7 protein-coding genes are annotated in these 11,907 nt (G+C 64.0%); 4 read left to right on the top strand and 3 right to left on the bottom strand.

Annotated elements, in window-relative coordinates; genetic code table 11:
* Positions 1-74: 74 nt before the first annotated feature.
* Positions 75-2,720: a ligase-associated DNA damage response DEXH box helicase gene (locus AC5XE7_RS17125; RefSeq protein WP_495366993.1), complete on the top strand. Its 2,646-nt coding sequence runs from the start codon at positions 75-77 to the stop codon at positions 2,718-2,720.
* Positions 2,717-3,430, top strand: a complete 714-nt coding sequence (gene pdeM, locus AC5XE7_RS17120) for a ligase-associated DNA damage response endonuclease PdeM (protein WP_495366969.1) — start codon at positions 2,717-2,719, stop codon at positions 3,428-3,430. The genes AC5XE7_RS17125 and pdeM overlap by 4 nt, the downstream gene beginning before the upstream one ends.
* Positions 3,431-3,498: 68 nt before the next feature.
* Here the strand turns inward: pdeM and AC5XE7_RS17115 are convergent, their stop codons facing one another.
* The 3 genes from AC5XE7_RS17115 to AC5XE7_RS17105 form a co-directional block, all read right to left on the bottom strand.
* On the bottom strand, positions 3,499-4,299 hold the full coding sequence (locus AC5XE7_RS17115) for a TIGR02186 family protein (protein WP_495366968.1): 801 nt from the start codon (positions 4,297-4,299) through the stop codon (positions 3,499-3,501).
* On the bottom strand, positions 4,299-5,222 hold the full coding sequence (locus AC5XE7_RS17110) for a sulfite exporter TauE/SafE family protein (RefSeq protein ID WP_183827208.1): 924 nt from the start codon (positions 5,220-5,222) through the stop codon (positions 4,299-4,301). The genes AC5XE7_RS17115 and AC5XE7_RS17110 overlap by 1 nt, the downstream gene beginning before the upstream one ends.
* 352 nt (positions 5,223-5,574) lie before the next feature.
* Positions 5,575-9,324, bottom strand: coding sequence for a peptidoglycan-binding protein (locus AC5XE7_RS17105; RefSeq protein WP_495366967.1), 3,750 nt, complete (start codon positions 9,322-9,324; stop codon positions 5,575-5,577).
* Between the two features lie 388 nt (positions 9,325-9,712).
* On the opposite strand from AC5XE7_RS17105, the gene AC5XE7_RS17100 reads away from it, so the two are divergent.
* Together AC5XE7_RS17100 and ahcY are read left to right on the top strand one after the other, a co-directional pair.
* Positions 9,713-10,174 (top strand): MerR family transcriptional regulator, encoded by a 462-nt coding sequence (locus AC5XE7_RS17100; protein WP_495366966.1) that lies wholly within the window; start codon positions 9,713-9,715, stop codon positions 10,172-10,174.
* Between the two features lie 249 nt (positions 10,175-10,423).
* A complete protein-coding gene (gene ahcY, locus AC5XE7_RS17095; protein ID WP_495366965.1) occupies positions 10,424-11,824 on the top strand; it encodes an adenosylhomocysteinase in 1,401 nt (466 codons plus the stop codon).
* The last annotated feature ends 83 nt before the right edge of the window (positions 11,825-11,907 follow it).

The raw sequence follows: 11,907 nt of genomic DNA, 5'->3' as shown, positions 1-11,907 counted from the left end.
CGCCGGCACAAGCAAATGATCCTGTTTTGTTCTTTTTGCTTGGCGATGCGCCCTGCCCGCGCTACCTGTGTGGCGTGACAGCGAAGCCAGAACCCTTGCAGGAAACGGCCGTCGCCCGCCTGCCCGAGCCGTTCCTGAAATGGTTCGCAGGCAAGGGCTGGTCGCCGCGCGCCCATCAGCTCGAACTGCTTTCACGCGCGCAGGCAGGCCAGTCCACCCTGCTGATCGCCCCCACGGGCGCCGGCAAGACGCTGGCCGGCTTCCTGCCTTCGCTGACCGAACTGGCGGTACGGCCGAAGCGCAAGCCGGGGGAAGCGCATCGGGGCATTCACACGCTCTACATCTCGCCGCTGAAGGCGCTGGCGGTGGACATCGAGCGAAATCTGGGCAAGCCGGTCGCCGAAATCGGGCTGCCGATCGCGATCGAGACACGCACCGGCGACACGCCCACCCACAAGCGCCAGCGCCAGAAGCTGGTTCCACCCGACATTCTGCTGACGACGCCCGAGCAGCTTGCCCTGCTGATCGCCGGCCCGGACGCGAAGCGGTTTTTCGAGGATCTGCGTTATGTGATCTTCGACGAATTGCATTCGCTGGTGACCTCCAAGCGCGGCCATCTCCTGTCGCTGGGACTTGCCCGGTTGCGCGCCATCGTGCCGGGGCTCCAGACCATCGGGCTTTCCGCAACGGTGGCGGAGCCGGACGAATTGCGCCGCTGGCTGGTGTCGCAGAACCCGCCCGGAGAGATGGCCGGTCTCGTCACGGTTGCCGGCGGGGCAAAACCCGATATCTCCATTCTCGAATCGCAGGAGCGGGTGCCGTGGGCGGGCCATTCGGCGCGCTATGCCATTCCCGAAATCTACGAGGAACTCCGGCGGCACAAGACGACGCTTTTGTTCGTCAACACCCGCAGCCAGGCCGAGATGCTGTTTCAGGAACTGTGGCGGGCCAATGAGGATGCGCTGCCCATCGCGCTGCATCACGGCTCGCTCGATGTCGGCCAGCGGCGTCGCGTGGAAAAGGCGATGGCGGACAATGCGCTGCGCGCCATCGTCGCCACCTCGACGCTCGACCTCGGCATCGACTGGGGTGATGTCGACCTGGTCATCCATGTCGGCGCGCCCAAGGGCGCCAGCCGGCTTGCCCAGCGCATCGGCCGTGCTAACCACCGCATGGACGAGCCGTCGAAGGCGATCCTCATTCCGGCCAACCGCTTCGAGGTGCTGGAATGCAAGGCCGCCCTCGATGCCAACTATCTCGGCGCGCAGGATACGCCGCCGCTGCTGGCCGGCACGCTCGACGTGCTGGCGCAGCATGTTCTGGGGACGGCCTGCGCGGCCGCCTTCGATGCCAATATTCTCTACGAGGAAGTCCGCTCCGCAACGCCCTATGCGAAGCTTCCGCGCGTAACCTTCGATCAGGTCGTCGATTTCGTCGCCACGGGCGGCTATGCGCTGCGCAGCTATGAGCGCTACGCCCGCATCCGCCGCACCAAGGAGGGACTGTGGCGCATTACGCATCCGCGTGTCGCCCAGCAATACCGGCTCAACATAGGCACCATCGTCGAGATGCCGGAACTGAACGTGCGCTATGTGCGCTCCGGCCGCGGCCTCGCCGGCCATGGCGGGCGGGTGCTGGGCAAGGTCGAGGAATATTTTGCCGAAACGCTGCGCCCCGGCGACAACTTCCTGTTCGCCGGCAAGATCCTGCGCTTCGAGGGCATTCGCGAAAACGAATGCGTGGTCTCGGCCGGCTCAGGCGCCAACATCATCGTGCCGAGCTATGCCGGCGGCAAGTTCCCGCTTTCCACCTATCTGGCCGATCAGGTCCGCGCCATGCTGGACGATTCGGCCAGATGGTCCACCCTGCCCGAGCAGGTGTCGGACTGGCTGCGGCTGCAAAAGGAAAAGTCCATGCTGCCGAAGCGCGGCGACCTTCTGGTCGAGACCTTTCCGCGCGCCGGCCGGCATTACATGGTGTGCTACCCGTTCGAGGGGCGGCTGGCGCACCAGACGCTCGGCATGCTGCTGACACGCCGGCTGGAGCGCGCAGGCGCGCGCCCGCTCGGCTTCGTCGCCACCGACTATTCGCTGGCGATCTGGGCGCTGGACGACATGGGCGCGCTGTTCCGGGCGAAGAAGCCCTCGCTTGCCGGGCTGTTCGACGAGGACATGCTGGGCGACGACCTCGACGCCTGGCTCAACGACAGCTGGATGCTCAAGCGCACCTTCCGCAACTGCGCGGTGATCTCCGGCCTGATCGAGAAGCGCTATCCCGGGCAGGAAAAAACCGGCAGGCAGGTGACGGTTTCGGCCGACCTGATCTACGACGTGCTGCGCAGCCATGAGCCCGATCACGTCCTGTTGCAGGCGACGCGGGCCGATGCGGGCGCCGGGCTGCTCGATGTCAGCAGGCTTGCCGACATGCTCTCGCGCATCCGCGGGCGAATCGTGCATAAGCCGCTTCAGCAGATTTCGCCGCTGGCGGTTCCGGTCATGCTGGAGATCGGCCGGGAAAGCGTCAATGGCGAGGCCAATGACAGCCTGCTTCTGGAAGCCTCCGAACTGATCGGAGACGCGATGGGAACGGCAACGGACGACGCGCCGGCGCGCAACGGACCGGCGGTGGCGATTCACGGCAGCGCACCAAGGCCCGGGCGCGCAGAACGGAAAGGCGTCGGGACGGCCGACTATGGACGCCGCAGCATGAGGACGAAATGACCACGGCCTTCCATGCCGGATCGACAGCGCAAAGCGTACTGGCCAGCACCGCCGGCGAGCGCGCGATATGCGACGCGCGTGGCGTGCTTTACTTTCCGGAGCTGCGCCTGCTTGCGGTCTCCGACCTGCATCTGGAAAAGGGGTCCTCCTTTGCCCGGCGCGGCGCGCTGCTGCCGCCTTACGATACCATCGCCACGCTGGCGCGGCTGGAGGAAGCGCTGGAGCTTTACCGGCCACGCATCGTCATCAGCCTGGGTGACTCCTTTCACGACGGCGGCGGGGCCATGCGTTTACACATCGCCTTTCGCGACAGGCTGGAGGCGATCATGTCGGGGCGCGACTGGTTCTGGATCACCGGCAACCACGACCCGGACGCGCCCGCCGGATTGCCCGGCGACACCGTGCGGGAGCTTGCCATCGGCACCCTTCTGTTCCGGCACGAGCCATCGCAGACACCGGTCGAGGGAGAGATCGCAGGCCACCTCCATCCCTGCGCACGCATCGTGCAGCGTGGCCGCTCGGTGCGCCGGCGCTGCTTCGCCGGCGACGGAAAGCGCATGGTGATGCCGGCCTTCGGTGCCTTCACCGGCTCGCTCAATGTTCTGGATCCCGCCTATGCGGGGCTGTTCCGCCGCGACAGCCTGATGGCCTACATGATGGGCCGCGACAGGGTGTTCCCCATCGCCGGCTCCCTGCTGCGGCCGGGCTGACCGCGCCTTGAATTCTGGTTTTTTCGCATATCGCCCGAAACCGGCTCCCGTTTTCAGGCGATAAGCTTTTAATCCTTGCGGAAGACGATGCTGCCAAGCCAGCCCACGCCCATGGCCAGAGCCACCGACAACGCTCCGTAGAACAGGCCGTGATTGTGGGCGAGCCGGAACACGGCCTGCTCGAAGCCGGCCTTGCGGATTTCCAGCTGGGCCGAGCTTTCCTTCACGAACACGCCGTTCTTGAACAGAAAGGCACGCGCCTTGTGGGTGCCGACGGGTGCATCCGGCGCCAGCCGCACGGTGGCGCGGAACAGGTTCTGCGACAGAAAACGAACGCCGCCGACATTCTCGCTGTAGAGGCCGGCTGCCACCTTGCGCTCACGAAGCGCCTTCGTGAACTCCGCAATGGTCACGGGGTTGCCGGTCATATCGGCCGGCTGCAGATAGATATTGCCGGCGCCAAGGGAAAGCTGGCGATAGCTGACCGGCTCGGTGATGTCCTGGAAAGGACGCGTGGTTGCGACCGAGTATGAGAACGGCACGTTCTCGAATTCCTCGGAGCGGAGATTGATCCAGATGCCCATCACCCGGTCCTTGCGGCGCACGACAATGCGCCTTGCAGGGCCTTCCAGAACCACGATCACATCATAGCGCCCCTGCCGGGCCACTTCAGGGTCGGGATTTTCCAGAGACCCGAAAATGGTGAGGTCGGCGCCGGAGAAGCCGGCCGTGATCTCGACGTGCTCGGTGGAAAGCCCGATCTGGATGCCTTCGGGATTGGCCAGCTGCGCGGCAGCCGGCGCGATAAAAGCCAGCCACGCCACCACAGGCACAAGAAGGCGCAACAGGAGAGAGGCGCGCGCAGACATCAGCCCATCCCCGGTATCGACAGCGAATAGAGATTGTTGGGGCGGATGAAGAGGTCGACGGCAAGGCGCGCCGCAACCGCCAGCACCAGCAGCGCCAGCAGCGCCCGGAGCTGTTCGCCGCGCAGTTTCTGACCGGCCTTGACCCCATATTGCGCGCCCGCGACACCCCCGATCATCAGCAGCATGGCCAGCACGATATCGACGGTGAAGTTGGTCGAGGCATGCACCAGCGTCGTGTAGGCGGAGGTGAAGATGATCTGGAACAGCGATGTGCCGACCACAACATTGGTGGGCACGCGCAGCAGATAGATCAGGGCCGGCACCATGATGAAGCCGCCGCCGACACCCATGATCGAGGACAGGAAGCCGATGATGGCGCCGATCGCGAGCACCGGAATGACGCTGACGAACAGCTTCGAGGTGCGAAACCGCATTTTCAGCGGTAGCCGGTGAATCCAGTTGTGCTGGCCGGATTTCTTCAGCGGCTTAGGCGTTCCGCCACGGGACACACGCAGGGTGTTGAGGCTTTCCACCAGCATCAGCCCGCCGACGGAGCCCAGCAGCACGACATACAAAATGGAGATGAAGAGATCGAGCTGGCCGAGGCTGCGCAACAGCGAGAACACATAGACGCCCGCGGTCGACCCCACGATGCCGCCCGCAAGCAGCATAAAGCCCAGCTTGAAGTCGAGCGTCCCCCTCTTCATGTGCGACATGGCGCCGGAGAAGGACGAGCCGATCACCTGATTGGCGCCGGTCGCAACCGCGATTGCCGGAGGAATATTATAGAATATCAGCAGCGGCGTGATGAGGAAGCCGCCGCCGACCCCGAACAGGCCCGACAGGAAGCCGACCGCCGCGCCCATGGCCAGCAGTACGAAGACATTGACGGAAATTTCCGCAATCGGGAGATAGATGCCCACCCGCTTGTTCCAAACAACTGTCGCTTCCGGCCCGCATCATAGCGCCAAAAAGCTAACCTCTTCTTGCGCAAGGACCGCAGGCGGATTTTTTTTACCCGCTGCGGCCTTGGGAAGAAAACATCTCAATCGGTTAGCAGGCATTTGTAAGGCAAGGCATCGCACAAACGACGCTGTCCACGCCTATTTGCACGATGGCAGCGGCCCGCTGACCATTACGCGCCTGCGACGGCGCTTTTTTGCAGCTACGCGTCTGCGGCGGAGCTTTGTTTAATTGCGTTCTGCGACGGCACTTTTTAGTTTGCGCGCCGGCGGCGACGCGGTTGCTAGTTGCGCGCCTGCGGCGACGCGGTTGCTATTTGCGTGCCAGCAGCGCCTCGACCAGCTTGTCGTCGATATCGCCGGTCGCCGGCAGGCCATTGTCGGCCTGGAAGGAGGCAATGGCTTCTTTCGTCTTGCCGCCCATCACGCCGTCGATCGCACCGGCCTGATAGCCGTTCTTGTTGAGGATGCGCTGGATGTTCTGCACGGCCTTCTTCATGTCGACCGAAGACGTCGTGACCGGCTCGCCCAGCCACGCGTCGGGAACGTCCACGTCATTGGCCGCCGGGTCCATTTCGCGGGCCTGCCACAGCTCCGCCGTCTGGCGGGCCTTTTCAAGCTGCTCGGGACGCAGTGCCTTGGCGATTTCGTCGCGCTTGGCGGCCGCATCCTTGTCGCCGGTGCGGGCCACGAGCGTGAACCACTTGTAGGACTCTTCCAGATTCTGCGGCATGCCCACGCCCTTGGCGGCAAGAATGCCCAGATTGAACTGGCTGTCCTTGACGCCGAGATCCGCGGCAGCCTTGAACCAGCGGGCGGCACCCTCGTTGTCGGCGGGAGCGTCGGTGCCCATGGCCAGAAGCACCGCGAGATTGTGCATGGCGCTGGCATTGCCCTGAGCGGCAGCCTTTTCATACCATTCACGCGCCGCTGCGGTATCGCGGGCGACGCCAATGCCCTTCTCGTAGAAATTGCCGATGCGGTACTGGGCCGGCGCGAGACCCATCTCTGCAGCCTTTTCGTACCAGTTTGCGGCAGCGGCAGTGTCTTCCTTCACACCACGCGCTTCAGCGTAATGGGCGCCGACCTCGAACAGCGCTTTGGCATCGCCACCAGCAGCCGCTTCACGAAGGGCGGGCGTGCCCACATCAGCCGGCACATCGATCAGGCTCGACGCAACCGGGGGAACCGCGCCGGTTGCGAGATCGTCCGTCGCATCGTTCGTGGCTTCCGGAACTGCGGTTTGCGGGGCAGAGGCTTCCTGCCGGGCTTCAGCCACCGGCGCAGCCGGCTCCGCCGCAACCGGCAAGGAAACCGGGTTGTCGGCCGTCTGCACCGGCTCCTGCACTACGGATTCTTCGATGATTGGTGCAACGGGGTCCTGCGCCACGCGCTCGGGCTCGACCACACGCGAAGCCTGCACCGGCGGGGCGGGCTGCTCCGCCGGCAGGATCTGCTCGATGGCGGCGGGTGCAGCGGCGGCGCGCGGCGCTTCTTCCTGCTTGCCGATGAAAGCCTTGCCGAACTGGAGGCCGGCCAGCGCCAGCATGACCGCGCCGACAGCCATCAGGATCGGCTTGCGGCGGGCCCTGAACAGCTCGCCGATGCGCAGCCCCCTGGCGGGACCGCCGAGGGTCGACTGGCGCTTCAGCGTTTCGGCTTCGGCGGCGGCCGCCTGCGCCGCACGACGGGCAGCAGCTATGAAGTCGGACTTGGCGGCATCCGTGCCCGGACGCTCAGCCGACTGACCGCGCTCGTCACGTACACGCTTCAGAATGGCGTTAAGGTCCGGGGCACCGGAACCGGGTTCCAGCGGACGGTTGAGCAGCGAAGGCTCCAGCGGCTCGTCCAGCCCCGGTTCGGCGGTTGCAGCAGCCGGTTCGGCCACTTCGGGGCGCACCACTGCCGCATCCTTGCGGAAGGCGCGGGTGATGTTTCCAAGCAGAGACGTCTTGCGCGCAACCTCTTCACCGGCCACATCCCCAAGTGCCGCCCGGGCGGCTTCGGAAGCAGCCTGCGCAGGCGTGCGCACCTGCACTTCGCCATCCATGGCGTCGGCGAGCAGCGTCTCGCCTTCACCAGCCAGCGTATCCATGTCGAGGCTCGGCACCTGACGAACCGGAATCTTTTCAGCTTCGAGGCGCACGACTTCCGCGGCAGAGCTGAAATTTTCCAGAGATCCGAGCCGCTCCACGATCTTCAGAAGCGTATCGTGAATGGCCTCGAACGTCCGCGCATTGCGGTCATCAGAACGGCGCGTCAGCGATTCAAGCGTCTTCAGATCCTGCGCCAGACCGGCAACGGCTGCCTTTTCGGCATCCGCTCCGGCCATCGACTGCACGGCCCGCTCGGCGGCTTCGCGCGCCGCTTCCAGAATGGTTTCGCGGGTGCCGGCCAGCGACTCTTCGATCTGGCTGAGACGCGGGCTGATGTCCTCCAGATCCGGCAGCGGCGTGCCGGGCTGCGACAGATGGGCGGACAGGCCAGCGACCTGCGCTTCAAGGCTGCGGATCAGATCCTGATCAAGGCTGCTGAAGCGCTCGGAAGAGCCGTCAAGCCGCTGGGAAATGTCGGCAAGACGCGCCTCAAGGCCGCGTATGGCATCCTGACCCGCCGGCTCGCGGCTTTCCAGCTCACGTGCCAGTGCATCGAAACGGGCATCGATGGCTTCGATGACCTCGCCGCCGTCGAAGGCCGGCACGGCATCGCGCCGGTCGAGCCGTTCGGCGAACTCGTCCAGCCGGCGTTCCAGATCGCGCAAGATGATGTTGCCCTGCTCGACGGCGTCGCTCTGACGCCGCTCCACGGAAATGGCGAACAGGTCGAGGCGCTGCTCCAGCCCTTCCAGCAGATGGCTGAGGTCAGGCATTTCGGGCCTCTGCCCGACGCGTTCGGCGATCACCGCCATCTGGTCTGCAAAGCGCTCCAGCATATCGACGGGCAGGCTGTTGCCGGCAGCGAGTTCGTCGACGCGGCGCGACAACAGGCCAAGCCGCTCCATGATTTCAGCCGAGGGGCGGTCATGCGCCACCTCTTCGATCTGTTCAGCCAGTGCGGCAATCCTGCTCTCGATCCGCTCAAGGGAGGCCGGATCGAAACCGCTGGTCTTTGCCGCCACGGTCGAAGCCACGATCGCCCGCGAAATCTCGTCCAGCCGCTCGTCGATCAGGCCAAGCGTCTCTTCGCCGGAAGGACGGTGTGCGGCAAGCTGGTCCACGGCGGCCGAAAGCGTGCGCAGCTTTTCTTCCAGCGAGCGCAGCGAAAGCGACTGCGGCAGCGTGTCGACCGCGCGGGCAATGTCCTCCAGCCGCTGATTCAGGATGGAAAAGCCTTCTTCGGCCATGCGATTGTCAAGGCCGGCCCCGAAACGATCCTCGAAAGCCGTCCAGCGGCGGTCGAATTCTTCCCAGCGACGATCGACCGCCTGCACGCTGTCCTCGCGTGCCAGCGTCTCGACCTGTCCCCTGAGTTGTTCCAGTTCCAGACGCAGCATGCTGACGCTGCGATCGTCGCTTTTATGGGCCAGTTCCTGCACAGCGCCGGAAAGGCGCTCCAGCTCGCGACCGAAGCGCAGGGAGCTCCCCGCCCCTTCGCCCGAGCGGACAGAACGATCGATGTCGCGGCGCAGCACCTCGAATTCACGCTGGAGGCCAACCGTCATCTGCTGGCGCAATTCTTCCCGCAATCCCTGCAATTCACCGGCGATGCGGCCGGCCATGGCAAGGCCGTCTTCCTGACCGCGCACGCGATCGATGTCATGAGCGATGGCCTGATAATTACGGCCCTGGGCCGGCGCCGTCTTCTGCGCATATCTGGACGAACCGGGTGCGGAAGCAGCCCAGTGCAGGTCTTCGCGCCCGGCATCGCGGTCCGCTGCGGCGGAAAAGCTGCGCGGAAATCCGTCCTGGCGAAGGTTCTCGGAGCGGGGCTGCACATCGGCACGGCTGCGCTTCAGGCGCTCTTCGAGCGCGGCCAGCGACTCGTTGATCTGGTCGAGGGCCGAGTGCGGCTTGCGCGGCCGGCCCGCGTTCAGCGTGTCGAGATAGGACCTTCTGTTGCTCATCGCGACGCCCCGTTTCCTCAAAGCGGCCGGTCTTCACCGGCGTCCCCTTCAAATTCGGTCGGAACGGAAAGCTGGCACGGGCGTTATGACCCGGCGCTTGCCCGAAACCGTGAAAACTTCGCTACTGGATAAGCACGGAGGACCGACAAACGCACAATTCGCCGAACGTGGTAAACAAGCGGTTAACTGTGGTTAACAAGTCATCTGTTTGCGGCTGAAAAACGCAGCTTTGCCGGTATGAGCGCTCAATACTTGAACCCGGAGGCAATTCCCGCTAATCACAGTTTACGTAAACGTAATAGACAGGGCTGACAGACCGACTCAAGCTGGGGCGGACTCAAGCCGGGCCTTTGACGTCAGGCAAACAAACATGATCCGGGACTCCCGAATGAAGACGAACGATCTGATTGCCGAACAGGCGACCACCGCAACTGGTGAAATCCATGATTGCGAAGAACTGACCCGCATTGGCGAGATGGCCAAGCATTTCGGAATAACGCTGCGCACGCTGCGTTTTTACGAGGACAAGGGGCTCATCAACCCGCAGCGTGACGGCACCACCCGGCTTTACACGCATCGCGACAAGGCACGGCTGAAGCTCATCCTGCTCGGCCGCAAGGTCGGTTTCTCCCTGCGCGACGTGAAGCAGATGATGGATCTTTACGATCCGACGGGCTCCAATGCCCGGCAGTTGAAAGTGACGCTGGAAAAGTCGGAAAAGCAGCTGGCACGGCTCCAGAAGCAGCGCGCCCTGCTCGATGAGGCCATCGCAGATCTCGGTGCCGCAATGGACGATGCACGGCGCAGGCTCACCGAACACGCAACATCCCAGCAAAGCAGCGCTGCCTGAACCGGCGCTCTGCCGCGAAAACCTGTCAGCCTTCGCGATTTTCGGGAAGGCTGTTGCAAGGACGGCGGATGCCGCCGTCTTCAGCTATTGGCCGCGCACCAGAAGCGGCCCGGACACATCTACAGATAAAGATTTCCTTATATCCGTTGTCGTATCTGTCGTGATCTGCTAGTCAGCCCAGCAGCTTTGCGCCATTCGCCATGTCCGTGGCAGGGCGGCCCGCCAACAGATTCCCACCGGAGTGCCATCATGACAGCTAACAAGGACTATGTGGTCGCCGACATCTCGCTTGCCGACTGGGGCCGCAAGGAGATCGAGATCGCGGAAACGGAAATGCCCGGCCTGATGGCCTGCCGCGAGGAATTTGGCCCGAGCCAGCCGCTGAAGGGCGCGCGCATCACCGGCTCGCTGCACATGACCATCCAGACCGCAGTGCTGATCGAGACACTGACCGCGCTTGGCGCACAGGTGCGCTGGGCTTCCTGCAACATCTTCTCCACGCAGGACCATGCCGCCGCCGCGATCGCCGCCTCCGGCGTTCCCGTGTTTGCGATCAAGGGCGAGACGCTGGAGGACTACTGGCAGTACACCGACCGCATCTTCCAGTGGGATGACGGCCAGCCCTCCAACATGATCCTCGACGATGGCGGCGATGCCACCATGTACATACTGCTCGGCGCGCGCGCCGAAGCCGGCGAGGACGTGCTGATCAACCCCGGCAGCGAGGAAGAGGAAATCCTCTTCGCCCAGATCAAAAAGCGCATGGCGGCGACGCCCGGCTTCTTCACGAAGCAGCGCGAGGCGATCCGCGGCGTTTCGGAAGAAACCACCACCGGCGTCAACCGCCTTTACCAGCTCCAGAAGAAGGGCCTGCTGCCCTTCCCCGCCATCAACGTCAACGACTCGGTCACCAAGTCCAAGTTCGACAACAAGTATGGCTGCAAGGAATCGCTGGTCGACGGCATTCGCCGCGGCACCGACGTGATGATGGCCGGCAAGGTTGCCGTGGTCTGCGGTTATGGTGACGTGGGCAAGGGTTCAGCGGCTTCGCTTTCCGGCGCCGGCGCACGCGTCAAGGTCACCGAAGTCGACCCGATCTGCGCGCTGCAGGCAGCCATGGACGGCTACGAGGTGGTGACGCTGGAAGACGCAGCCCCCAACGCCGACATCATCATCACCACCACCGGCAACAAGGACGTCATCCGCCTCGACCACATGCGCGCGATGAAGGACATGGTCATTGTCGGCAATATCGGCCACTTCGACAACGAGATTCAGGTCGCCGCCCTGCGCAATCTGCAGTGGACCAACGTGAAGCCGCAGGTGGACATGATCACCTTCCCGGACGGCAAGCGCATGATCCTGCTGTCCGAAGGCCGCCTGCTCAATCTCGGCAACGCCACCGGCCATCCGAGCTTCGTCATGTCCGCTTCCTTCACCAATCAGGTGCTGGCCCAGATCGAGCTTTACACCAAGGGCGGTGAGTACAAGAACGAAGTCTATGTGCTGCCCAAGCATCTCGATGAGAAGGTCGCGCGCCTGCATCTCGACAAGCTCGGCGCGAAGCTGACCACGCTTTCCGAAGAACAGGCTTCCTATATCGGCGTCACGCCGCAGGGTCCGTTCAAGCCGGAACACTACCGCTATTAACCATAACTGAAATTACCACCAGATATAGAACCGGGCGGTTGACTTTCCGCCCGGTTTTATTTTTGCGCCCGGGCTGCTTCACG

It is taken from the genome of Aquamicrobium sp. YD-1-mutant5, from assembly GCF_059509755.1.
Note: the sequence above shows the minus strand (reverse complement) of the source record. Positions and strands in the feature narration are given on the sequence as shown.

Excerpts from the sequence above, each read along its gene's own strand:
- AC5XE7_RS17105 (WP_495366967.1), bottom strand. The coding sequence starts at position 9,324 with ATGAGCAACAGAAGGTCCTATCTCGACACGCTGAACGCGGGCCGGCCG.
- AC5XE7_RS17100 (WP_495366966.1), top strand. The coding sequence starts at position 9,713 with ATGAAGACGAACGATCTGATTGCCGAACAGGCGACCACCGCAACTGGT.
- ahcY (WP_495366965.1), top strand. The coding sequence starts at position 10,424 with ATGACAGCTAACAAGGACTATGTGGTCGCCGACATCTCGCTTGCCGAC.
- AC5XE7_RS17115 (WP_495366968.1), bottom strand. The coding sequence starts at position 4,299 with ATGTCTGCGCGCGCCTCTCTCCTGTTGCGCCTTCTTGTGCCTGTGGTG.
- pdeM (WP_495366969.1), top strand. The coding sequence starts at position 2,717 with ATGACCACGGCCTTCCATGCCGGATCGACAGCGCAAAGCGTACTGGCC.